This is a genomic window from Streptomyces sp. NBC_00234 (assembly GCF_036195325.1).
Classification (GTDB): domain Bacteria; phylum Actinomycetota; class Actinomycetes; order Streptomycetales; family Streptomycetaceae; genus Streptomyces.
This window is the reverse complement of the sequence record NZ_CP108101.1, coordinates 204,097-226,868: the sequence shown is the minus strand read 5'-3', so window position 1 is coordinate 226,868 and position 22,772 is coordinate 204,097. Positions and strand designations below refer to the sequence as shown.

Annotated in this window: 18 protein-coding genes; 3 read left to right on the top strand and 15 right to left on the bottom strand. The window is 71.1% G+C overall.

Features of this window, described 5'->3' with window-relative positions; translation table 11 throughout:
• Window positions 1–117: 117 nt before the first annotated feature.
• From OG230_RS01120 to OG230_RS01110, 3 genes are all read right to left on the bottom strand, one after another.
• The gene (locus OG230_RS01120) at window positions 118–525 is read right to left on the bottom strand and encodes a hypothetical protein (RefSeq protein ID WP_328908224.1); all 408 of its coding nucleotides are present in this window, start codon (window positions 523–525) and stop codon (window positions 118–120) included.
• A 122-nt stretch (window positions 526–647) separates the two neighbouring features.
• The gene (gene helR / locus OG230_RS01115; RefSeq protein ID WP_328908223.1) at window positions 648–2,795 is read right to left on the bottom strand and encodes an RNA polymerase recycling motor ATPase HelR; all 2,148 of its coding nucleotides are present in this window, start codon (window positions 2,793–2,795) and stop codon (window positions 648–650) included.
• Between the two features lie 274 nt (window positions 2,796–3,069).
• Window positions 3,070–3,762 carry an HAD family hydrolase gene (locus tag OG230_RS01110; RefSeq protein ID WP_328908222.1) on the bottom strand — a complete coding sequence of 231 codons (693 nt, stop codon included), beginning with the start codon at window positions 3,760–3,762 and terminating at the stop codon, window positions 3,070–3,072.
• Window positions 3,763–3,855: 93 nt separating this feature from the next.
• On the opposite strand from OG230_RS01110, the gene OG230_RS01105 reads away from it, so the two are divergent.
• A complete protein-coding gene (locus OG230_RS01105; protein WP_328908221.1) occupies window positions 3,856–4,434 on the top strand; it encodes a DUF4383 domain-containing protein in 579 nt (192 codons plus the stop codon).
• Between the two features lie 93 nt (window positions 4,435–4,527).
• Here OG230_RS01105 and OG230_RS01100 read toward each other — a convergent pair whose 3' ends face one another.
• The 3 genes from OG230_RS01100 to OG230_RS01090 form a co-directional block, all read right to left on the bottom strand.
• Window positions 4,528–6,657, bottom strand: coding sequence for an MMPL family transporter (locus OG230_RS01100; RefSeq protein WP_328908220.1), 2,130 nt, complete (start codon window positions 6,655–6,657; stop codon window positions 4,528–4,530).
• Window positions 6,658–6,807: 150 nt separating this feature from the next.
• Window positions 6,808–7,299 carry a MarR family winged helix-turn-helix transcriptional regulator gene (locus OG230_RS01095; protein WP_328908219.1) on the bottom strand — a complete coding sequence of 164 codons (492 nt, stop codon included), beginning with the start codon at window positions 7,297–7,299 and terminating at the stop codon, window positions 6,808–6,810.
• 9 nt (window positions 7,300–7,308) lie between these two features.
• Window positions 7,309–7,962 (bottom strand): RNA polymerase sigma factor, encoded by a 654-nt coding sequence (locus OG230_RS01090; protein ID WP_328908218.1) that lies wholly within the window; start codon window positions 7,960–7,962, stop codon window positions 7,309–7,311.
• 145 nt (window positions 7,963–8,107) lie between these two features.
• Here OG230_RS01090 and OG230_RS01085 point away from each other — a divergent pair, with 145 nt between their 5' ends.
• Window positions 8,108–9,076, top strand: a complete 969-nt coding sequence (locus OG230_RS01085) for a MerR family transcriptional regulator (protein WP_328908217.1) — start codon at window positions 8,108–8,110, stop codon at window positions 9,074–9,076.
• Between the two features lie 130 nt (window positions 9,077–9,206).
• Window positions 9,207–10,454 carry an NAD(P)/FAD-dependent oxidoreductase gene (locus OG230_RS01080; RefSeq protein WP_328908216.1) on the top strand — a complete coding sequence of 416 codons (1,248 nt, stop codon included), beginning with the start codon at window positions 9,207–9,209 and terminating at the stop codon, window positions 10,452–10,454.
• A 48-nt stretch (window positions 10,455–10,502) separates the two neighbouring features.
• On the opposite strand, the gene OG230_RS01075 is transcribed toward OG230_RS01080, so the two are convergent.
• From OG230_RS01075 to OG230_RS01035, 9 genes are all read right to left on the bottom strand, one after another.
• Window positions 10,503–11,567, bottom strand: a complete 1,065-nt coding sequence (locus tag OG230_RS01075) for a LacI family DNA-binding transcriptional regulator (RefSeq protein ID WP_328908215.1) — start codon at window positions 11,565–11,567, stop codon at window positions 10,503–10,505.
• Window positions 11,568–11,709: 142 nt separating this feature from the next.
• A complete protein-coding gene (locus tag OG230_RS01070) occupies window positions 11,710–14,094 on the bottom strand; it encodes a beta-galactosidase (RefSeq protein WP_328908214.1) in 2,385 nt (794 codons plus the stop codon).
• Window positions 14,094–15,863: a glycoside hydrolase family 35 protein gene (locus OG230_RS01065; RefSeq protein ID WP_328908213.1), complete on the bottom strand. Its 1,770-nt coding sequence runs from the start codon at window positions 15,861–15,863 to the stop codon at window positions 14,094–14,096. The genes OG230_RS01070 and OG230_RS01065 overlap by 1 nt, the downstream gene beginning before the upstream one ends.
• The gene (locus OG230_RS01060; RefSeq protein WP_328908212.1) at window positions 15,860–17,101 is read right to left on the bottom strand and encodes an MFS transporter; all 1,242 of its coding nucleotides are present in this window, start codon (window positions 17,099–17,101) and stop codon (window positions 15,860–15,862) included. Before OG230_RS01060 ends, OG230_RS01065 begins: the two co-directional genes overlap by 4 nt.
• Complete coding sequence (locus tag OG230_RS01055; RefSeq protein WP_328908211.1) at window positions 17,098–18,582, bottom strand: GMC family oxidoreductase N-terminal domain-containing protein; 1,485 nt, start codon at window positions 18,580–18,582, stop codon at window positions 17,098–17,100. The genes OG230_RS01060 and OG230_RS01055 overlap by 4 nt, the downstream gene beginning before the upstream one ends.
• On the bottom strand, window positions 18,579–18,950 hold the full coding sequence (locus OG230_RS01050; RefSeq protein WP_328908210.1) for a hypothetical protein: 372 nt from the start codon (window positions 18,948–18,950) through the stop codon (window positions 18,579–18,581). The genes OG230_RS01055 and OG230_RS01050 overlap by 4 nt, the downstream gene beginning before the upstream one ends.
• Complete coding sequence (locus OG230_RS01045; protein WP_328908209.1) at window positions 18,947–20,365, bottom strand: aspartate aminotransferase family protein; 1,419 nt, start codon at window positions 20,363–20,365, stop codon at window positions 18,947–18,949. The genes OG230_RS01050 and OG230_RS01045 overlap by 4 nt, the downstream gene beginning before the upstream one ends.
• Complete coding sequence (locus tag OG230_RS01040) at window positions 20,358–21,731, bottom strand: NAD(P)/FAD-dependent oxidoreductase (protein WP_328908208.1); 1,374 nt, start codon at window positions 21,729–21,731, stop codon at window positions 20,358–20,360. Before OG230_RS01040 ends, OG230_RS01045 begins: the two co-directional genes overlap by 8 nt.
• Window positions 21,728–22,690, bottom strand: a complete 963-nt coding sequence (locus OG230_RS01035) for a glycosyltransferase family 2 protein (protein WP_328908207.1) — start codon at window positions 22,688–22,690, stop codon at window positions 21,728–21,730. The genes OG230_RS01040 and OG230_RS01035 overlap by 4 nt, the downstream gene beginning before the upstream one ends.
• Between the last annotated feature and the right edge of the window lie 82 nt (window positions 22,691–22,772).

Here is a 22,772-nt window from a genome sequence, read left to right as displayed (position 1 = left end):
CCATGTCCGCCCATCCCCTCGCAAAGGCGCTGCGCGATCCGTCGCTGTTCCCCGTGAGAACGCGCGGGGCGCAGGCAGGTCACCGCCGTGCGCCGTGGAGGCGCGAACCCGTCGCTACTACGGACGGGTTGATCCGCTCGTGCTGTACGGGGCTGCCGCGCGGAAGACGGCCAGGAGGGCCTGGGCCCGGGGGGAGTCACCGTCGAAGAACTGCGTGGCAAGCCCGGGTGGCACGGCCGTTCCGTGCATACGGACTTCGTGGCACCTGAAGCAGAACGCTGCTTCGAACAGTACGAGGTCGAGTGAGTCCTCGTACGCCCGGACGCCCCACCCGGGCGAGAAGCCGCAGCGGTGCTGCTCGCCGCCGGGCAGGCTCTCGATCAAGGTGAGGGCGTCGGTCACCTCGCTGCCGGTCCAGTGGGCGACCACGCTGCCGGGGCACGGTGTGCTCTCGGTCGGGAGGGCGGAGATCCTGACGACCTCGATCAGCACGGTCGCGGCAACGGCTTCGGCGGGGAGTTCCATGGACGAAGACTGCCCGCCGGTCCGGCGGGCAGACTCCGAAGCCGACATACGCCGGTGGCGGGCCGGCGTATGTCGGCACGGGGCACCGAACGGGCCGGGACCAGGCCCCCGGCCGCCAGGTATCAGGAACTGGTGAGAACGACGAGCTGCTGGGTGGCCCGGGTCATCGCGACGTAGCGGTCGACCGCTCCTTCGGTACCCTCCCCGAACGCCTGCGGATCGACGAGGACGACCAGGTCGAACTCCAGCCCCTTCGACAGCTCCGGAGTCAGCGACCGCACGCGGGACGTCGGTCGGAACGTCGGGTCGCCGATGACGCAGGCGATCCCGTCGGCATGTGCGGCCAGCCAGGTGCCGAGGACCCGGTCGCGATCCGCAGCGGAACCGTGCACGACGGGGACACCGCTGCTGCGGATGGAGTTCGGCACGTTGGCGTCCGGGAGCGCGGCCCTGATGACCGGCTCGGCCTCCGCCATGATCTCCTCCGGCGTCCGGTAGTTGATGCTCAAGGACGCGAGGTCGATCCGGTCGAATCCGACCCGCTCCAGCCGTTCCCGCCACGACTCCGTGAACCCGTGTCTGGCCTGGGCACGGTCTCCGACGATGGTGAAACTCCGGGACGGACACCGGAGCAGCAGCATTTGCCACTCCGCGTCGGTCAGTTCCTGGGCCTCGTCCACGACGATGTGCGCGAACGGGCCCGCCAGCAGGTCCGGTTCTGCGCCGGCCGATCCGGTCCCGTCGACCAGGGTGTCCTTCAGGTCCTGTCCCCGCAGCATCGTCACCGCGCCTTCGCCGTCGGCATCGGCCTCCAGCAGGGAGTCGATGACGTGGGCCATGTGCTCGCGTTCCGCGGCGACGGATGCGTTGTGCCGACGCCTGCGTCGTGAGGCCTCCGGGTCGCCGACGCGTTGCCGTGCGGCGTCCAGGATCGGCAGGTCGGACACCGTCCACGCCTGGGCGTTCCGGCGCTGCAACCGCCGGACGTCGTCGGGGCCGAGCCAGGGAGCGCACTTCCGCAGGTAGGCGGGCACCGACCACAGGTCTCCGACGACGTCAGCCGCTTCGAGCAGCGGCCACGCACGGTCGAAGGCCGCCAGCAGCTCCCTGTCCTGATGCAGCGACTTGCGCAGCAGATCCTCCGGGGCGTCGCCGTCGTGCTTGTCCACCAGGATCGTGAGCAGCTCCTCCCAGACCTGGTCGCGCGCCTCGTTGTGCGGAGCACCGGGCCCCGCCGATTCGAACGCCACGGCCCAGTCCCCGGCGCTCAGCCAGATGTCGGACCACTGGGTCGTGACCGTCATCCCCTTGGTGGGCGGCTCCTCGTAGAAGCTGACGGCCGTCTCGACCGCCTTCACCAGGTTCGCGGACGACTTCAGGCGTGCCACGTCCGGATCGGGCTCGATCGTCGCCGAGGCTCCCTCGGCGACGAGATCCCGCAACGTGCAGGTCTGCACGCCCTCCTCACCGAGGCTGGGGAGGACGTCGGCGACGTAGCCCAGGTACGGCTCGTGCGGACCGACGAACAGCACGCCGCCCCGGTGGTGACCGAGGCGGGGGTCGGAGTAGAGGAGGTAGGCGGAGCGGTGCAGAGCGACGACGGTCTTGCCCGTACCCGGACCGCCGTCGACGACGAGGGCGCCGCGGGATCCCGCGCGGATGATGGCGTCCTGGTCGGCCTGGATGGTGCCGAGCACGTCGCGCATCCGCGGCGACCGGTTGCTGCCCAGGCTGGCGATGAAGGCGGACTGGTCGTCGAGCGCGGCGTGCCCGACGAACCCGTCGGAGGCGAACACCTCGTCCCAGTAGTCACTGATCCTGCCGCTCGTCCAGCGGTACCTGCGGCGGCTCGCCAGTCCCATCGGGTTGCCGTGGGTGGCTCCGAAGAACGGCTCGGCCGCGGGGGAGCGCCAGTCGAGCAGCAGCCTGCGGCCCTGGCTGTCCTTGAGTCCGAGCCGCCCGACGTACACGGGCTCGGGGTCGTCGGCGCCGACCATGTGCCCGAGGCACAAGTCCAGGCCGAAGCGGCGCAGGGCGCGCAGTCGCGTGGTCAGCCGGTGGACCTCCGCGTCCCGGTCCATCGCCTGCCGGCCCACGCCGCCGGGGCTCCTGAGCGTGGCATCGAGGCGTTCGGACAGATCGGCGATCGACTCCTCGAGGCACTCCGCGATGGCCGCGAAGTGCTGTTCGTCGCCCGCGATCAGCGCCGGGTCGGCCTTGGGGGAGAGACGGTCGGGAAGGTCGAACGCGTCGGTGGTCAGAGGGGTCACTCATCAGCTCCGTTTGAGGTCGCTCGTTCGTCATTACGCACACGGCTTCGGCGGAGATTGTGCGGCATCACCAGGGCCTTGTGGCAAGGCCCCCCATGCGCTATATGTTGAGAGTGGAAAGGAGTGGGTACTCCTCCTTCCCGCTTCTCGTCCGCTCTGGACGGACACTTTTCGCGTCAACCGGATCACGCTGCGGCGGCGTCGGATGTTCGGCCGCGCGCATCCACCACCCCGTTCGTGGGGCGCCGCGACGTGCTGCCGAGCGGCGCGTACGTCAGCCGAGCAGGTCCAGGACGGGTGCGAGCCCGGCCGGACGCTGATCCGCCGGCAGGTGGTCGACGAAGTGCACCGGGCAGCCCAGTGCGCCCGCCCCGCCGTCCGCGGTGCGGTCGTCACCGACCATGAGCACCTCGCAGGGCGCCAGGCCGAGCCGGTCACAGGCGGCCCGGAAGATGCCCGGGTCGGGCTTCTGCGTGCCCAGCTCGAAGGAGAGCAGGTAGGTGTCGACGAACTCGTCCAGCCCGTGGGCCCGGAAGACCGGCCGCAGGTCCCAGCCGATGTTGCTGACCACGGCCACCGGGATCCCGCGCTCGCGCAGTTCCCGCAACGTCGTTCCGGTATCGGGGTAGGGCTGCCACGCGGCGGGCGTCATGTGGCGTTCGTAGAGCGTGTGGGCCAGCTCCGGACTCGGCAGTCCGGTCTCCAGGGCCATCGCGGTGAAGGCCGCGCGATGCTGATCGGCGCTCAGGTCCCGCTCGTGCCAGAGCTCTTCGAGGTGCGCGGGAACGTGGAGGGGATGCGGTCCGCCCGGCAGCGCCCCGTACTCCGTCAGCTGCCGCACCCAGTGGGTGAAGTCCTTGCCCGACGTCGCGACGGCAGTCTCCGGCAGGACGGCGCTCAGCCATTCCTCGGTCGACTCGATGCGCAGCAGGGTGCCGGAGAAGTCGAACATCACGCCCTTGACCATGTCCGTGATCGTAGGCTGCCTGCCTGCCCGGGGGAATGCCGCTGCTTCGTACCCGAGTGCATCCGTGAGCCTCGTCCGAGGGGAACCGGAGGTATGAAGCTGCAAGACGAACTGCCGGTGGACCACCACCTGGCCCGTGTGTACCGCTACGGCGCCGCGTTCTGCGGGGTCGTCCTGCTCGTCTTCGGGTGTCTCGGCTTCGCCGACGCGCTGAGCCCGTTCGATACTGCGGGCGACCGGATCGCAGGCATGACGACCAACGTCGCCCTCAGCGTCCTCTCGACCGTCGTGGGGCTCGCGCTGATCGCCGGAGCAGTGGTGGGCGGCAACGTCGCCTCCACGCTCAACATGGCAGTCGGCGCGCTGTTCCTGCTGAGCGGGTTCGCTCACATCTTCGTGCTCGGCAGGCCCGCCAACGTCCTCGACTTCGGGATGACGAACGTGATCTTCAGCTTCGTGATGGGGCTGATCATCCTCACGTTCGGAATGTACGGTCGCGTGTCGAGCAAGCTCTCCCACGACAATCCGTACTGGCAGCGCCGGCACCCGCAACAGGCTGCCCACGAGTCACGGCCTCGCCTACGGATGGGTGAAGCCCTGACGGCCGCGGACGAGCGGTCTCCCGAGCGCGCGCCCCGCACTCCGCCTCCGCTGCCCTCCGAACAGTCCTGACCCGCCCTTCTCGGGGGAGGGGAGCCCGTACACGCCAGGTGGCGCCGACGAGCTGTGCTCGTGGCGCCACCGAAGCGTGGGTGTGACCGCCGCTCAGCGTGCGGCGCCGATCAGCTCGTCCTCCCGTTCCGGCTCTTCCGTCCGGCGGCTCAGGGCTCCGGGCCACCATGCCTTCGGACCGATGTCCCGGACCAGCGCGGGTACCAGCAGGGACCTCACGACGAGCGTGTCCAGGAGTACGCCGAAGGCGACGATGAACGCGATCTGGACGAGGAAGGCCAGCGGGATGACGCCGAGGGCCGCGAACGTGGCGGCGAGCACGATGCCCGCGGAAGTGATGACTCCGCCCGTCGCCGTGAGACCGCGCAGCACCCCTTCGCGTGTGCCGTGCTTCAGCGACTCCTCGCGGACGCGCGACATGAGGAAGATGTTGTAGTCCACGCCCAGTGCCACGAGGAAGACGAAGCCGTAGAGCGGTACCGAGGCGTCGGTGCCGGAGAAGCCCAACAGACCCTGGAAGACCAGCGCGGAGATGCCGAGCGTCGCCAGGAAGTTCAGGGCCACGGTCGCCACCAGCAGAACCGGCATCAGGAGGGAGCGGAGCAGCCCCACGAGAATGACCAGGATGATCGCCAGCACGACGGGCACGATCAGCAGCCGGTCGCGTTCTGACGTCTGCTGGGTGTCGTACTGCTGGGCGGTGTACCCACCGACCAGGGCATCGGCTCCGGGGACCGCGTGCACGGCGTCCCGCAGACGCGCGACGGTCTCCTTGGCCGCGTCGCTGTCGGCAGGGGCTTCGAGCGTCGCGTTGATGCGGACCTTCCCCTCGGCCACCTGCGGTGCGCCGACGCCGGGCCGGCCGGAGACGGTCACCGGCAGCGCCGACACCACACCGTCGGTTCCGGCCGCCGCCGCGGTCACCTGGTCGACAGCCCCGGCGTCGGCCACGATGACGGCCGGGTTGCCCGAGCCACCAGGGAAATGCCTGACCAGCGCGGCCTGCGCCGCGACGGACGGCGCATCGTTGACGAACAGTTCGTCCAGCGGGACGCCCTTGGAGTCGAGGGTCGGCGCGAAGGCCGCGCAGGCGAGCAGCCCGGCGAGCGTCAGGCCCCAGACCTTGCGGGGAGCGCGGTCCACCAGTGCCGCGACCCGGGGCCACACACCGCGACCGCTGCCGCTCTCGTCGGCGGCGCCGACCGGCTTCGGGCGGGCCGGCCAGTACGCGCTGCGGCCGAGCAGCACCAGTGCGGCGGGCAGGAACGTGAGGGAGCTGAGGACGGCGCACACGATGCCGATGGCGCCGACGGGCCCCAGTGCCCGGTTGTTGGTGAGGTCGCTGAGCAGCAGCGCGAGGAGACCGAGCGCGACGGTCGCGGCGCTCGCCACGATGGGGCCTGCCGACTCGCGTACGGCTGCCCGCATGGCCGTCACGCGGTCCTCGTGGCGCTCCAGTTCCTCGCGGAAGCGGGCGGTGAGTAGGAGCGCGTAGTCCGTCGCGGCGCCGATCACGAGGATGGACAGAATTCCCTGGACCTGCCCGTCGACCCGCACGACGTTCTGCTCGGCCAGCACGTACACCACGCCGCACGCCAGGCCGAGCGCGAAGACGGCGCCGATGATGATGACCAGCGGAAGGATGACGCTGCGGTACACGAGGAGCAGGATGACCAGGACCGTCACGAGGGCGACGCCGAGGAGCAGGCCGTCGATCCCCGCGAACGCGTCCGACAGGTCCGCCTGGCTCGCCGCCGGTCCGGCGATCCGGGCGACGGTGCCGGGTACCTGTTCCGCCGCCTCGGCGGCCTTCTCCAGTACGACGGGAAGCCGATCGCCGAGATCGGTCCGCAGTTGCACGACCCCCTGGAGTGCCTGCCCGTCCTTCGACGGGATGGCCGCGGACGGGGTGCCCACCGTGCCGGGTACGCCGTCGAGCGAGGCGAGGGCGGCGGTCGCGGCTTCGCGCTGCTGGGTGGTCACGCCGTCGCCGTCGGCGGTCCAGACGACGATGGCGGGGAGCGTCTCGTCCTGGCGGAAGGCGTCCTGCGCGTCGATCACCTTGGTCGACTCGGCGTTCTGCGGCAGGAAGGCCGCCTGGTCGTTCGTCGCGACCTCGCCGAGCTTGCCGGCGTAGGGGCCGAGTGTTCCGCCGATACCGAGCCAGGCGATGAGCAGGGCTACGGGCACGAGCCACCGCACAAGACGTGTGGAGCTGGACATTGCACTCCCGGGTCAGGAATTTCTAGATCTCTTGATGGAAGACTATCTCAATCATTGAGAGATCTTGACCGACCCTTTACTGGGTGGCTGCTCGCCCGGCCGCCCGGTGTTCCGGCCCGGCGCGTGGGACGGATCGTGGACGGGAGCTGCTCAGCGTCCCTCGTGCACCTGGCCGAGCTCGTCGTTGAGCGCATCGAGGAAGCGCAGCACCGTCGCGAGCTCGTCGGGGCTGAAACTCTCCTGTGCGCGGGCCGTTGCCTTGGCGAGTGGCATGAAATGAGCGCGAGCGGCCGATCGCGCGTCCGGCAGATAGTGGAGGTGCACCACCCGGCGGTCCTTGCTCTCCCGCACCCTGCGGATGTGCCCGGCCTTCTCCAGCCGGTCCAGGCATGCGGTGACCGCACCCGAGGTGAGCCCGAGGTGCGTACGCAGGAGGCCCGGCGTGAGAGGCGTCTCCGAATCCAGGATCGCGGCAAGCGCCTGCACGTCGGTGGCGTGCAGTCCCTGATCGTTGGTGAACGCGTGCGCGATGCGATTGATCTCTCCGTTCATCTGTCGCAGTTTCACCGCGAACGCCTGAAGTTCATGCCCGGGGGCCTGATCGCCGGAGTCCGCTGCCTGGGTGTTTCGGGTGCTCGCCACGCGTTCAGCCTATAGAGACGGCTGCCTGCTCAGCGGACCGCGCGCACCCCCTTTCCCGGCACGCGCACGCGTCGCCGGCGGGTTGTGCTCGATCCGGTGGCGCAGGTGGTGCAGCCCGCGGCGGGCGTGGCTCTTGACGGTGCCGAGCGGGATGCCGGTGCGCTCGGCGATCTGCATGTGCGTGAGGTCCTCGTAGAACGCCAGGCGGAGCACTTCGCGCTGGTGGCTCGGGAGCCGGATCAGCTCGTCGACGAGGAGGACGCGGTTGAGGGCGGCCTCGGGTGCGGGGTCGGTCTCCTGGAGCGGAAGCAGGGTGTGGGCGGCGGCGTCGACGAGCCGCAGGCGCCGGGTTCGGGCCGCGAGCGCGTCGATGATCTTGCGGCGCGTGATGCCGACGAGCCAGGCACCGAGCGGTCCGCGCTCCGGACGGAAGCCGGACCGCCCGCGCCATGCGGCGAGGAAGACCTGCTGCGTCACGTCCTCGGCTTCGTGCGCGTCGCCCAGGGAGCGGCTCGCCATGGCGTGGACGAGCGGCCTCCAGCGCCGGTAGACCGCCGCGAAGGCGCGCTCGTCCGCGCCGACGAAGTTACGGGCGAGTTCCTGGTCGCCCGGCGTCGCGTCGGAGGGCGGCGACTGTACGGCGGCATTGCCGGTGGTACGCATCGTCTCGTCCCTCCTGTCCGGGCGGGTGGTGCGGGACTCCGGGGTTCTCTGCCTTCGGCACCGGCCGCCTGCACGCGTAGGGCCAGTTTTGGAGGCACGAACGACGCAGGCAACATGCATCGTTTATGCGTCGTATGGTGAAGGGGTGACACTCCCTGACGAGACGGGGCGACGAGGCGGCGGGTTCACGACCGGCGAGGTGGCCAGGCGACTGGGTGTCGCGCCCACGACGATCCGCTCCTGGGACCGCCGGTACGGGGTCGGACCGCCTCTGCGCACGGACGGCAAGCACCGCCGCTGGACCGCGGCGGACATCGCCCTGCTCGAGCGGATGTGCGCCCTGACCACCACGGGCATGCCGCCCGCGGAGGCCGCGAGGCTGGCCCGGGAGGGCCTTCCTCCCGATGCCGCGTCCGAACCGCGCGGTGTACGGCCCGAGGCGGCGCGCAGCCGTGCCCGCACCGGTCTTCAGCTCGGCGCCGTGCGCCAGGAATGCAGGGGACTGGCCCGGGCCGCCCTCCGGCTGGACGCCGTCGCCCTCGACGAACTGCTCACCGCGGTGGTCGCCGACCACGGTCTGGTGGCCGCCTGGAACGAGGTGATCATGCCCACGCTCCAGGCCGTCGGCCGCAAATGGGAGAGCAGCGGCGAAAAGTACGTGGAGGTCGAACACTTCCTGTCCTGGCACATCACCGGTGTCCTGCGCCGGTGTGCCCCACCGGCTGCGGCCGGGCGCTCGGGCGCCACGACGGTGCTCGCCTGCGTGCCGGGCGAGAACCACTCCCTTCCCCTGGACGTCCTCGCCGCCGCGCTCGCCGAACGTGGCCTGCCGGTGACGATGTTCGGCGCGGCCCTGCCCGCCGAGGCGCTCGTCGAGGCGGTGCGCAGGACCGGGCCCGCGGCCGTCTGCCTCTGGGCCCAGTCCCGTACGACCGCGAGCCGGCCGCTTGCCCAGCATGTGGCCGCCATGGAGTGGGGCGTCCGCGGTGCCCGCAGGGCTCCGGTCGTTCTGACGCTCGGCCCGGGATGGGCCGGGCGCGCGCTGCCTGGCCTGCTGCGGCCCTCGGGACTCACCGAAGCGCTGGCTGCCCTGGAAACCGTCGTGCGCGGGTGAGAATCAGGTTCTTCTTCTGCGGATGAGCGGCAGAGAAGCGGAGGAAGAGCGACAGAAGAGCGGTCGAAGAGCAGAAGAAGAGCAGAAGAAGAGCAGAAGAAGAGCCGCCGAAGAGTGAAGGAGACGGATGATGACCGATCAGCAGCGTCCACCGCCCGACACCCTCGTCGTCGGTGCCGGCCTCGCAGGCATCGTGTGCGCACTCGACCTGAGCCGGGCCGGCCTGCGCGTCCAGTTGCTGGAAGCCTCCGACGCCGTCGGCGGACGTATGCGCACCGACCGCAAGGACGGCTTCCTGCTGGACCGGGGCTTCCAGGTCTTCAACACCGCCTACCCCCAGGCAAAGAGGCGCCTCGTCCTGCGGAACCTGCGCCTGCGGCCGTTCACCCCTGGAGTCCTCGCCCGGACCCTCGCCGGACAGGTGCGGATCGAAGATCCCACCAGGCGTCCGGGGGCCGTCGCGAGCCTTCTGCCCGGGCGGGTCCTCCCCGCACGCGACCTCGCCGCGCTCGCCGCCCTTGCCGCGCGTGACAGCCTGCTCCCCGCCGGCGCACTCAAGCGCGGGCCCGACCGCACGACCTCGGCCGCTCTCGTCCGCGCCGGGATCTCGCCGCGGACGATCGAGGACCTGCTGAAGCCCTTCCTGTCCGGAGTGTTCCTGGAGGACGAGCTGACGACCTCCGCCCGCTTCTTCCACCTCGTCCTGCGGAGCATGGTGCGGGGCACCCTGTGCCTGCCGGCCGACGGCATCGGCGCGGTGCCGGCCCAGCTCGCCGCCGGTCTGCCCGACGGCACCCTCCGCCTCGGCACACCGGTCGCCGCGCTGACGGACACCGGAGTGCTCCTCGAGGACGGCAGCGAACGGCCGGCGTCCACGGTCGTCGTGGCCACGGACTGGCCGACTGCCGCCCGCCTGCTGCCGGGCCTGCCGGTTCCGGACGGCCGTACGGTGACGACGTACTACCACGCGGCCGACACCTCGCCCCTGGCCGAACCTACCCTGGTCGTGGACAGCGGTCCGGCCGTCCTCAACACGTGTGTCCTGACCGAGGTCACGCCCACCTACGCTCCACCGGGCGTTTCCCTGGTGTCGACCTCCGTGCTGCACGGCGACCGGCCGGGCCGGGAAGCCGCGGTGCGCGGGCGCCTGGCCGAGCTGTACGGCACCGACACGAGCGCCTGGACACTCGTCGCCACGTACACGGTGAAGGACGCCCTGCCGGCGATGGTGCCGCCCTGGCCGCTCAGCCGCACCACCCGCTTCGCCCCGGACCGCTACGTGTGCGGGGACCACCGGGCGACCGGATCGGTGCAGGGAGCCATGGCATCGGGTACGCGCGCCGCACGGGAGGTACTGGCCGACCTGGCGCGCCGATGACCTCGTCCGCCGTCGGCGCAACCCCGGCGTGGACCCGTACGGAACGCGTCAGCCCCGGGGCGCCGGTCCCGTGCTGGCCCGCACGATCAGCTCCACCGGAACGATCGAGCTGACGCCGCTCTCCCCGTTCCCCTGGAGCTGCTGCAACAGCAGGTGGACGGCGCGGCGGCCCGACTCCGCGAAGTCGTTGTGGACGGTGGTCAAAGGCGGGAGCAGGTACGGGGCTTCGGGGATGTCGTCGTAGCCGATGACGCTGACATCGTCGGGCACATGGCGTCCCGCCTCGTGCAGTGCTCGCAGAACTCCCAGGGCCATGTGGTCGTTGGAGGCGAACACGGCGGTGACATCCGGCTGGGAGGCGAGTTGCCGGCCGAGGGCGTAGCCGGAGCTCGCGCTCCAGTCGCCGATGAGCGGGGCGGGGACGGGCGCGCCCGCTGCCTCCAGAGCCCGGCGCCACCCGAGTACGCGCTGTTCGGCGGCGAGCCAGCCGCTCGGCCCGGCGATGTGCCGGACGGTGGAGTGGCCGAGGGACAGCAGGTGTTCGACCGCGAGGCGGGCCCCGGCGGCGGAATCCGAGGTGACGACGGGGGTGCCCGAGCCGAGGTGGCTCTCCAGCGTGACCAGGGGGAGGGCGGGAGCGACGTCGGCCAGCGCTTTGTCGGTGTGCTCCTGCGGTGCGATGGCGATGACACCGTCCGCTCCTTCGGCGGCCAGCCGCTCCACGGCCTGCATCACGGTGTGCGCGTCCGACAGCGGCAGCGCGATGGAACTGATCAGATAACCGGCCTCGCGAGCGGCGAGGTTGATCGCGGTGAGAATGGAGGCGGGGCCGTGCCGGGCCGCGTCGAAGGAGATCACGCCGAGTATCCGGGTACGGCCGCTCGCCAGCGAGCGAGCGCTCGAACTGGGCCGGTAGCCCAGTTCGTTCATCGCCGCGAGGACGCGCGTACGCGTGTCCGGCCGCACGGACGGGTTCTCGTTGAGGACGCGGGAAACCGTCTGCTTGGAGACGCCCGCGAGCCGGGCGACATCGTCCATGACCGGCTTCGTTCCGGCGAAACTGCGGCGGCTGCGGCCCGCCGGGGAGGGTCTGCCGGGAGCGGCTGAGGGCATCGTGGTTCTCCTCGGGAGCACCGGTCGTCGGGCATGGCCGTCCGGCCGGATCAAGGATAGGCCGGACGGCCACGCGCTCACCTACGAGCTCGGCTCCCGGCGGACCGGCCGGGCCCGCCGGGAGTCGCGCTCACCTACCGGCTCAACCCGTGCGGACCGGCCAGGCCCGCACCGCGCTCCACGTGACACCGATGACACGGGCCTCCCGGTGATCAGCCCCCGACGGAAGGTGCACTCCGTCCTGCTCGGCGTGCATGGGGAGAATCCGCAGCGTGATCCCGTGGGCGCGCGCCGCGCCCGCGTCCACCCGGTCCAGGCCGATCTCCCAGGGCTGCCCGGCCTGGAACTGGTCGGCGACGAGCGTCCCGCCGGTGGACGCGCGTGCCACGTCGCCCGTCCAGTCGATCCGCAGGAGTACTCCCTCGGGCCGGTCGAGGAGCGCGTCCGGTACGTCGAGGCGGTACTCGGCGGCCGAGGACTCGAAGGCCTTGTCGTCGGGAGCGCTCGCCCGGCCCATGGCGTTGGCCGCCGGTGCCGGAACGGGGCCGGCGGGCCTCGTGAGCCGGACGGCGAGCGGCGCGGGCGCCTCCGTGGCAGGCTCCTGCGCGGCCAGCCGGTAACGGGTGAAGACTCCGTCGGCTTCCGCGCGCAGCTGGGCGCCGGTCGCGCTCAACGGCTCCCGCGGGGACGGGAAGACGGCGAAGGACGGTTCCCCGGCAGTGCTGTGGACGCGGACCTCGTCGTCGTCGAAGACGACCCCTTCCCGGCACAGCACCAGGCGTTGGGCGTCCCAGGCGCGGCCCCGGTAGACGCTCCTTGCCGTGGTCGCGTCCAGAACGAGCAGGCCGACGCGGCCTCCGTCGGCGGTTTCGATCTCCACCAGGGCGTCGGTGCCGGCCGCCAGACCGGTGACCAGGACGCGCCCGTCGACCTGGGTGATCTCACCGCTCGGTGCGCTCACCGAGGACACCGTGGAGGCGTCCAGGGCGAGTTCGGGCGCGATGCCGTCGACGGCGGCGAGGACGAGGACGGTCTGCCCGTCGTTCTCGACCCGGCAGACCGGCTGGGCGGTCGCCCAGTCCAGTCGTGCCCCCGCCACCGGCATGCGGAGCGGCCAGCAGAACGAGGCGCCCGGAGGGACGGTGGCGGGAGCACTGGGCAGCGAGAGCTCGGTGCCGTCGGGCCAGTCGATACGGAAGGAGGTGTCCGGGTGGGCGGGCAGCGGCTCGTGCGGTTGGTGGTTGTTGACGAACAGGAACCCCGCGTCGGCGTCGCAGCGCACCGCCCACCGCAGGGTCGTGCGGTCGTCCTGGCCGGCAGGCTGTTCCTGGGGCAGGACGGAGGCCATGGGCGCGATGCGGTGCCCGAGGTCCGCGAGCAGCAGGTGCTGGAGACGCAGCTCGTGGTACGAGGGCCGGTACTGGCCGTACTCGCCGAGCGGAGCCTGGAAGTCGTACGTGAGGACCGGCAGGTCGTTGGGATAGCCGGTGGCGTGCGACTCCTGGAGGGTGGTGAGCTTGCCCCTCGGGTTCGTACCGCCGTGGAACATGTAGTAGCCCTGCCAGACCGATCCGCAGCCGATCTTGGTGAGTCCGAGCGCGGCCACATCGGCCGCGTCGACCCGCGGCCGTCGGTGGTAGGAGTGGGCCATGCCGCCGCCGAGTTCGCACGTGGCCCAGGGGAACCGGTCGGTGGGCGGACCCTCCCCGCCGCGTACGGTCGTGGGCCTCAGATCGGCGCCGATGCCCTCGTCGTCGCGCTGATGGGTGAAGAAGAAGTGCTTGCGGCAGGTGTCGGGCCAGCCGCCGTGTGCCTCGGTCCAGAAGGTCTCGGGGTACCCGCCGTACAGCGGCAGGAGCTCGTCGGGCGGCAGTTGGACGCCGCCCCAGGCGGTGGCCGTCCACAGCGGTGCGCTCAGGCCGCAGGACTGGGCGAGCCGTTTGAGCGTGAGCAGGTGGCCGGGCTGGTCGTAGAGCTCGTTCTCGATCTGGACGGCGACGACCGGGCCGCCGCCGGCCCGGTCGAGTCCCCTCAACTGGTCGCCGATGGCCGCGAACCACCGCCGGACGGGCGCCAGGTAGACGGGGTCGTCGGTGCGCGGTGTGCAGTCCAGGTCGAGCACCCAGTCGGGCAGGCCGCCGTTGCGGACCTCGGCGTGGCACCAGGGACCGATCCGGGGAACGAAGTCGAGACCGTGGCGGGCGCACAGCTCGGCGAAGTGCCGCAGGTCGCGGTCGCCGTCGAACCGGATACGGCCCTCGATCTCCTCGTGGTGGATCCAGATCACGTACGCGGCGACGACGGTGATCCCGCCCGCCTTCATCTTGAGGAGTTCCTCCTCCCACTGCCCTGCGGGGTAGCGGCTGAAGTGGAACTCGCCGGAGACGGGGAACCAGGGGCGTCCGCCCCGCGTGAGGTAACGGCTGGTCACCTCGATGGGGTCGCTCACCTCCGGCGCGTCTTCGAACGGCAGGTGCCCCGACAGCGGAGGGGCGGCGGGAGGCGGCAGCCGCAGGTGGTTTCGCATCAGGTTTTCTCCACTCCCAGGTCGGGGACGTCGGTCAGAAGGGCCTGCGAGGTGACCGTGGCGTCCAGCTCCAGGAGCACCAGTTCGTTGGCTCCGTCCCGCAGGACGGGCCCGGGCACGTAGAGGGTGCGCTGCGGACCGCGGCTCCAGTAGCGGCCGAGGTCGAAGCCGTTGATCCATGCCTGGCCCTTCGTCCAGCCCGGTAGCGCCAGGAAGGTGTCGGCGGGCGCTTCGACCTGGAAGGTTCCGTGGTGGAAGGCCGGGCCTGCCTGCCTCTCGTCCTGCGCCTCGTGCTGCGGGACGTGCGCCAGGTGACGGAGGCCGTCCGGGGTCAGGGAGTGGCAGTCCCACTCCCGCAGGACGACGCCGGCGAACGATACCGGCCCCCGAAGGCCCTTGCCGTCGCCGATGCGAGGCCCGTAGTTGACCCCGCCCAGGTTCTCCACCAGCACATCGAGTCGGGCTCCTGCGCGCGGAACGCGCACGGTCAGGCTCTCCTGGTGGTGCTCGCGTTCGAGGACGCCCGCCGGGGCCCCGTCCACGAAGACCTGGGCCCGGTCGCCCACCCCATGGGTGAAGTGCAGGACCCCGTCGCCCGCGGTGGGCAGCGTGGTGCGGTAGAGCACGAAGCCGGCGCGCATCCCCAGCGCCTCCATCGGCAGGGGTTCCGGGGCACGCACGGGAACGCCGAGGTCACCGGCGCGACCCAGCAGGGGCGTCCGCCGGCCCAGCGTCACGGCGGTGGGGGGCAGCTTGGGGGCCGCGGCGGGAACCGGCGTATCGGGTACGGGCGCGTGGCGGGCGATGACCTCTCGGAAGGCGTGGTACTTGGGGCCGGGATCTCCGGACTCGGCCAACGGTGCGTCGTAGTCGTACGAGGTGACGACGGGGCTGTACGTGTGCTCGTGGTTGGCACCGTTGGTGAAGCCGAAGTTGGTGCCCCCGTGGAACATGTAGATGTTCACCGAGGCGCCCGAGGCCAGCAGCGTCTCCAGCGACGCGGCGGCGTCGTCCGCGCTGCGCACATGGTGGGGCTCGCCCCAGTGGTCGAACCACCCGACCCAGAACTCGGTGCACATCAGGGGCCCTTGCGCCTGGTGTGCGCGCAGCCGCTCCAGCGACTTCTCGATCTTCCCGCCGAAGGTGCCGGTGGCGAGCACGCCCGGGATGCTCCCGGCGGCGAGATGCGCGGGGTCTGCCTGGTCGCAGGTGAAGAGCAGTTCCTCGACGCCTCGTGAACGCAGAGCGTGTTCCAGGTGCTTCAGGTACGCGGCGTCCGATCCGTACGCCCCGTACTCGTTCTCCACCTGCACGGCGATGACGGGGCCGCCCGCTGTCGCCATGGAGGGGGCGAGCGCGGGAAGGAGCAGGTCGAAGTAGCCGTCGATCGCGTCCGTGAAGCGAGGGTCGCTGCTGCGCAGTGCGATGTCGCGGTCCGAGGTGAGCCAGGAGGGCAGCCCGCCGCCGTCCCACTCCGCGCAGATGTACGGCCCGGGCCGCAGCAGGACGTGCAGGCCCTCCTCCTGGGCCAGCCGCAGGTAGCGCGGCAGGTCCAGCGGACCGTCGAGGTCGAGGGTGCCGGGCGTCGGCTGGTGGAGGTTCCAGGGAACGTACGTCTCGACCGTGTTCAGCCCCATCAGCCGTGCCTTGTGCAGCCGGTCGGCCCATTGGTCCGGGTGCACACGGAAGTAGTGCATGGCGCCGGAGATGATCCGGAAGGGTTCGCCGTGCAGCGTGAAGCCGTCGGCGGTGGTGGCGAGTGGGCTCATGCCGTGATGTGTCCTTCTGCGGGGAGGGCGGTTGAGGTACGGGTCGCGCTGATCAGCCAGAGAGTGGCCGCGAGGCACAGGAGGGAGACGACGGCCAGGAGCAGGGGAACCGCCCGGATGCCCGCCCACTCGATGACCTTGCCGAGCGCCGGTCCTGCGGCCACTCCGCCGACCATCGAGGCCGCGATGACCAGGGCCCCAGCTCGGCGCGCGCGGGGAGCGGCCTCCATCAGCCACGGCAGCGCGGTGGGGAAGATCGGTGCGATGAAGAGGCCGACGCCCGCGTACGCGTAAGGAGCGAGTGCGGGTACGGCGGCCGCGAACAGACACACCGTCATGCCTGCGCAGGAGACGGTGATGATGGCTTGCGGCGAGAAGCGGAGCGCCACGGGCGCGACCAGGAACCGGCCGACGGTCATCATCAGCCAGTACACGGATGTGGCGGTCGCCGCGACGCCCGCCCCGTATCCGACCGTGACCAGGTGCGTGGGTTCCCAGCCGCCGACACCGGCCTCGATGCCGACGTGCAGGACGTACAGCACGACGAAGACGGCCAGGACGGTGCCGAGACTGCGGCCGAGGACGCGAGGTGCGGCCGGGGCTGCGCCCGGTTCCCCCTCCGTGGACTGCTGCACCGCTCGGTCCCGGACCCCGCGCAGACAGAGGAGCAGGGGCAGGGTGAGGGCCGCGAAGCCCAGGAAGACCGCCGGGTAGTGCTCGGAGCCGACCAGGCCGATCAGTGCGGGGCCCAGGATGGCGCCCACCCCGAAGTGGGCGTTGAGGATGTTCAGCATCGCGGTGGAGCGGTGGCCGAACCCGGTGGCGAAGAGCTGGTTGAGGCCGTAGTCGATCCCACCGAAACCGAGCCCGGCCAGCAGCGCGGCGAACAGCCCCACGGGCCAGTTCGGCGCCACCGCGAAGCCCGCGGCGCCGACGGCCATCAGCAGGTAGGAGCCACCGAGGAGACGGCGGTTCCCGATCCGTCCGTAGAGACGGTCGAAGACCAGTACGCCGGCGACACCACCGACGAAGTGTGCGCTGAGCCCCAGACCGGCCCCGGAGGGGGAGAGCCCGAACTCCGTACGGAACGCCGGGATGGCCGGTCCGTACAGCGCCTGGAGCGCCCCGATCAGCACGAAGCCGATACAGGATGCCACCACGGCGGCCCCGCTGAACGCGGGCACGCTGTGCGTCACTGGGGTCCCGGGAGCCTGGTGCGGTGCGGTTTTCTCTGTCATACGGACTCCAGATGGCGGCCCACGATCTCGTGGGCGAAAGACATGATCGTTCCCTGCGGGCTGATCCCGGGGGCCCCGGGCAGCACGCCGGCATCGCAGAGGTGCACATTGGCGAAGCCGTGCGGCCTGCCCATGTCGTCGCAGACCCCGCCGCGCTCGGGCAGGGCCATGGGACAGCCGGCCATGGCGTGCACGGAGACCAGCTCCCAGTCGCCGGGCCGCACGCGGGCGCAGTACTCCTCCACGTCCGAGGCGCTTCGCAAGGGCGGGGCCGCACTCGTCGGTGGCAGTACCTCGGTGGCCCCCGCCGCGAACAGCAGCCGCGCGGTGCGGCGGAAGGCCAGCGTCAGGGCGTGATGGTCGGACCGGTTCATGCCGTGACGCAGAACCGGTGTGCGGCCGACCACCGCGGCGATGCCCGCCGGCCCCTGCATCCGTACCTGGGTGGTGAACATCCCCAGATACGCACGCTCGTCGAGGAGCCGGTTCACCGTGCGCGGGTCCCGCCCCGCCAGGGCCGCCCCCAGCCCGCCCGGCGTCAGGTTGGACGGCATGACGAGCATGCCTAGGTCGGCGTGTTCCTGGACCTGGGCGGTGAACATGGTGCCGCGCACCGCGTCGACGACACGGGGGAACCGGGCGATCGTCCTCAGGTTGAGGTGCAGTGCCAGCCGCCGCCCGGCCGTCCGGGCGTGGATGCCGCTGCGCCGCAGCAGCACGGGAGTCCCGATCGCGCCCGCGGCCACGAACACCGTGCGCGGCCGGTAGCGGACCGCGCGCCCTTCCGCGTCCGTGGCCTCCACGGCACGTGCGAGCCCCCGCCCGTGAACGATCCGGTCCACCCGCACACCGGGGCTGATGCGGGCGCCGAGCTCCTCGGCCTGCGGTAGGTAGGTGACCGCCATGCTCTGCTTCGCGCCGCTGGGGCAGCCGGTCGCACACTGATTGCGGTGCTCGCAGCCGCGGACCACCCGCTGGGGGCGCTGCCAGCGCCAGCCCAGCGATTCGGCGGCGCGCGCCAGCAGCCGGGAGTCCTCGTTACCGTCCCCGTGCTCCTGGACGATCATGCCCAGACGGCGCTGGATTCCGGCGAAGTGCGCTCCGAGCACGGGGGCGCGATACCCGCCGTACCCGCTCAGCGAGGCCCACCGGTCCAGCAGCGCAGAGGACGGTTCCCAGAGCAGGCCCCCGTTGACGACGGTGGTGCCGCCCACCACCCGCGCCTCGCCGTACGCGATGGTGGGGGTGCCGAAGACCGCGGTGGCCCCGCCGTTGCGGTACAGGCGGCGCATCGACTCGGCCGGGGTGCTGGTGCCGAAGTCCCGGGTGGCGACCCGGGGGCCTTCCTCCAGTACGGTCACCGCCCGCCCCGCACGGGCCAGTTCGAGGGCGGCTACGGCGCCGCCCGCACCGGAGCCGACGACCAGCGCGTCGCACTCGACCTCGCGCACGGTTCCCGCCCGCCGTGCCGGGAACCTCATCGGGCCCCCCGTTCCGTGATCCGGGTCCCGTGGCCGGCCCCGTCCAACGCCCCGTACAGGGCCAGGGCGGTGGTGGCGCGCAGCACCTCTCCGTAGCCCGGCAGGCCGCGCAAGCGGGCCATCCCGCGGCGTACCTGTTCCGGTGTGGCGGTGGCGGGCCGGTGCCCGGCCGCGACGCGGAAAGCCACCGGGAACAGCCGGAGAGCGACGGCTATGCCGTACCTGTACGGGGCCGGCATACGGTCCAGGCTCTCCACGGTGTGCTCGACGGCCAGGGCACGGGCCTGCGGGGAGCTCAACGCGTCGAACTCGGTGGACCAGCAGACAGGGAGCGAGGAGGCGCCCAGGGCGCGGGCGGTCACGGTCATCCCGTCACCTTCTCGCGCACCAGAGCGGAGACCAGCCGGACCGCGCCCTGGTCGAGGACCTCGTCCAGGGCGTTGAGGAAGAGGTCCACCTCGTCCTCCTGGGCCACCAGGGGAGGGGAGGCGATCAGGGCGATGGCACGGTTGGAGCCGAAGAACGTCAGCACACCGTGGTCCCGGTACAGGGCGGCGACCACGGCCCCGGTCAGGATCTTCGCCAGGGCCTGCGGGTCCTTGGCCAACGAGCTCGGCAGGGCGGCCCGCAGCCGGGCGGGGACTTCGGGCCCCGGGTTGAGGAACACCCCGTGCAGGGCGCCACGCCCCCTGACCCCGCGGACCAGCCGGGGATGCCGCGCCGCGATGCCCGCGAGTCCGTCGCCGAGGCGCTCGCCCAGCGCACGGGCCCGGCCGGGGAAGTCCTCCTCGACCGCGATCGCCACGGCCTCCAGAGCGGTGGCGGTCTCCTCACCGAACCCGTAGTAGGTCGTGCTGTGGAGCGTGGCGTCCGCGAGGTTGTCGTAGGCCGCGCGGAAGAGGGGCTCGCGGGTGATGTAGCCGGAGATCGAGGACTTCCCGCCACCGAAGGACTTCGACGTCGTCACGATGTCGGGGACGAGCCCGGGATGGTGCATGAAGTGGAACAGGGCACCCGTCTTGCCCCAGCCGGTGTACACCTCGTCGAAGATCAGCACGATGTCGCGTTCGGTGCACACCCGCCGCACCTCGTGCAGGAACGCGGCGGAGCACTCCCGCAGGCTGGAGGCGCTGAACGGCTCCAGCACGACGGCGTAGACGTCGCTCTCGCCCGTGGAGTCGGTGTGCCGGTCGAGGGCGAGGAGGAAGGAGTCCACGTCGTCGTATCCGAAGGTGTCCGTCCCGGGGATGCCCGGGTACGGGAAGTGGACCTCCGGGGACGCGGTCAGGCTGCCCGCGCCCAGGAGCTTCCCGTGAAAGGCGATGTCCGTGTGCAGCACGGTGCCGCGCCGGCCCCGGTGGTACTTGTACGCGAGCTTGACCGCGCCCTCCACCGCCTCCGCACCCGAGTTGGGGAAGTAGCTGATGTTCAGGTCGCCGGGGAGCAGCGCCGCCAGATTGTGGCTCAGCGCGGCGACGTACGGGGAGAAGTAGTTCTTGTGCACCTCCATCCGGCGGGCCTCCTGGAAGCGGCGCCGGGCCGTGAGGAGCCGGGGGTGGTTGTGGCCGTGGTTCAGCACACCGACGCCACCGGTGAAGTCGAGGATGCGGCGGCCGTCCCGCAGATGGATCCACGCGCCCTGCGCGTGATCGACCAGATCGCGGCCGAAGCCGAAGGAACCGATGAGGGAGACCTGGCTGCGGCTGACGAACCTCTGGTACAGGTCGTGGACCTGCTCGGTGGTCAGGTTCTCCGCGTCGTCCAGCGTGAGCAGCTCAGACATGGTCGCTCCCGGTGGAGGCGTGCCGGTCGGCGACGAGGCGGCCGGCGCGACGCCCGCCGCGTACCGCGTAGTTGGTCCCGCGGTCCTCGGGGAACACCTGGGCCATTCCCGACAGGTACAGCCCCCTGACCCCGGATTCGACCGGCGGCATCACCCGTGTGTAGTGCGGGGTGATCACCGGCTGCGCGTGGTCCGCGTGCCACACGTGGTAGCGCTCCACCCAGCTGCGGTCGAAGTCGGGGAACATGCGCTTGATGTGGGGGAGGCTGTACTCGAAGACCTCGTCGTCGGACATCCGGTACAGCGGGGCGTCCGTCGGCAGGTACTTGGAGAGGTAGACGACGTGCTTCCCCCCGTAGCGCTCGGGGCTGTCGAGGTTGGTGTGCTCGATGACACCGACGTAGGGGAAGTCGGGGTCGTTGACGTTCAGCCAGTAGGTGTCGGAGAGCTTGCGGTTGTTCTCCAGGACGAGGCACACGTTGCCGAGGTACTCCACTCCGCGCCAGCGGCGGAGCAGCTCGGGCACCGCGGGGTGGTCGGCGCTCTTGTGGTCCAGCAGGGAGGCGGCCAGCTGGGGCGCGGTGGTGAGCAGGACCTGACGGGCGGGATGGAACGCGCCGTTCGCCTCCACACCCGTGACCCCTGAACCCTCGACCCGCACACAGTCGGCCGGGGTACTGGTGCGGATGTCCACCCCCATCGACTCCAGGTGCTCCTGGAGGGCTGTCAGCAGGGCCTGGCAGCCTCCCCTGATGTAGTAGAGCGTTTCGCGCCCCGAGCGTGTGCGGCTGCCGCCCCGCAGGTGGAGCTTGGTCCACATCCAGGTGGCACCGACCTGGTCGGCGTACTTTCCGAACTTCCCCTCCAGCAGGGGGCGCCAGACCACCTCGTACACGCGCCGTCCGCCCAGAGACACCAGCCACTCCTCGGCGGTGAGCGATTCCAGTTCCCGCCAGTGCTTCACCTTGCGGGCGCGCAGTGCGAGGAGCCCCAGCCGGATGCGGTCCTTCAGCGGCAGGGGTGCGAAGCGCAGGACGTCCAGGGGCGCCGACAGCCGGTAGACGGAGTTGGCGTAGAAGAGTCCGGTGCGGGTCTCGTGGGCCTCCAGCAGATGCGATATCCCGAGGGTCTCGCAGAGCGCGATCATCTCGTTGTCCGAGGAGAACCAGTGGTGGTAGAAGCGCTCAAGCCGCTGACTGCCGACGTCGAAACTCGCGGCGAGCCCACCGACGGCCGGGTCCCGCTCCAGCACGCGGACACTGCGCCCCTGACCGGCGAGTTCGAGTGCGGCGGCGAGGCCGGTGAAGCCGGCACCCACGATGACGACGTCCACGGGGTCGAGCTGTACTTCGGTGTCGGAGTTCACGAGGCGATGCGCTCCTTGGCAGTGAGGGTGCGTGAGGGCGTGCCGAGCTGTTCCTTGACGACGTAGTCGGGATGTCCCTGCACCTGGCGGAAGACCGCGTGGAGGTACTCACCGACGATGCCGATGGCGAGGGTCTGTGCGCCGAAGGTCCCAGGTCGTACGAGGAGCTTCGGGTCACGCCGGATCACGGCGGCACCCAGGCCGCCCAGCAGCGCGGCGGCGCCGACGCAGGTGGACATCCGCAGCGGAGTGACCGAGCCGGCCAGCAGTCCGCGCCGGGACAGGGCGAACATCTTGCGCAGGGTGTACTTCGATTCCCCCGCCAGACGAGGGTTCCTGTCGTACTCGACGCTGGCTTCCGGGAAGCCGAACCAGCTGATCGCGCCGCGGAGATAGAGGTTCCTGTCGCTGGTGTCGCTCAGGTGCGCCACCAGCTCCCGGTCCAGCAGCCGGAAGTCACCTGTGTCGAGGGCGAGCGCGTGGTCGGACATGGCGTTGAGCAGCCGGTAGAACGCATAGGCACTGGCCTTCTTGAACAGGGTCTCCCCGTCCCGTCTGCGCCGGCGTGCGGACACCACCGACCAGCCGTCGAGCCATAACTGGGCCATCTCCGGTATGAGTTCCGGGGGGTCCTGCAGATCCGCGTCGATCACGACGACCGCGTCCCCGGCCGCCTCGCGCAGACCGGCCATGCACGCTGCCTGATGCCCGAAGTTCCTGCTGAACCGGATGGCCCGGACGGTCGGGTCGGTCCCGGCCAGCGACTCGATGGCCTCCCACGTGCCGTCCACGCTGCCGTCGTCCACGTAGATCTGCTCGTAGTCGAAGCCGCTGAGCCGGCGCAGCGTTCCGGTCAGGCGTGCGTGGGTGTGCCGGACGACGTCGATCTCGTTGTAGCAGGGGACGACGACGCTGATCTTCGGTTTCTTGATGCCGGACGTCTGCCTCTTCTGTGGCACAGGATGAACTCCTTGCACTTGGTCGCCGGTACCGACGATGGGGCACCGGTCGGACACGAAGGGTCACTCGAAGCGCCGTTGA

Excerpts from the sequence above, each read along its gene's own strand:
- OG230_RS01060 (WP_328908212.1), bottom strand. The coding sequence starts at position 17,101 with ATGACAGAGAAAACCGCACCGCACCAGGCTCCCGGGACCCCAGTGACG.
- OG230_RS01120 (WP_328908224.1), bottom strand. The coding sequence starts at position 525 with ATGGAACTCCCCGCCGAAGCCGTTGCCGCGACCGTGCTGATCGAGGTC.
- OG230_RS01050 (WP_328908210.1), bottom strand. The coding sequence starts at position 18,950 with ATGACCGTGACCGCCCGCGCCCTGGGCGCCTCCTCGCTCCCTGTCTGC.
- OG230_RS01065 (WP_328908213.1), bottom strand. The coding sequence starts at position 15,863 with ATGAGCCCACTCGCCACCACCGCCGACGGCTTCACGCTGCACGGCGAA.
- OG230_RS01070 (WP_328908214.1), bottom strand. The coding sequence starts at position 14,094 with ATGCGAAACCACCTGCGGCTGCCGCCTCCCGCCGCCCCTCCGCTGTCG.
- OG230_RS01090 (WP_328908218.1), bottom strand. The coding sequence starts at position 7,962 with ATGCGTACCACCGGCAATGCCGCCGTACAGTCGCCGCCCTCCGACGCG.
- OG230_RS01045 (WP_328908209.1), bottom strand. The coding sequence starts at position 20,365 with ATGTCTGAGCTGCTCACGCTGGACGACGCGGAGAACCTGACCACCGAG.
- OG230_RS01075 (WP_328908215.1), bottom strand. The coding sequence starts at position 11,567 with ATGCCCTCAGCCGCTCCCGGCAGACCCTCCCCGGCGGGCCGCAGCCGC.
- OG230_RS01055 (WP_328908211.1), bottom strand. The coding sequence starts at position 18,582 with ATGAGGTTCCCGGCACGGCGGGCGGGAACCGTGCGCGAGGTCGAGTGC.
- OG230_RS01080 (WP_328908216.1), top strand. The coding sequence starts at position 9,207 with ATGACCGATCAGCAGCGTCCACCGCCCGACACCCTCGTCGTCGGTGCC.
- OG230_RS01105 (WP_328908221.1), top strand. The coding sequence starts at position 3,856 with ATGAAGCTGCAAGACGAACTGCCGGTGGACCACCACCTGGCCCGTGTG.
- OG230_RS01110 (WP_328908222.1), bottom strand. The coding sequence starts at position 3,762 with ATGGTCAAGGGCGTGATGTTCGACTTCTCCGGCACCCTGCTGCGCATC.
- OG230_RS01100 (WP_328908220.1), bottom strand. The coding sequence starts at position 6,657 with ATGTCCAGCTCCACACGTCTTGTGCGGTGGCTCGTGCCCGTAGCCCTG.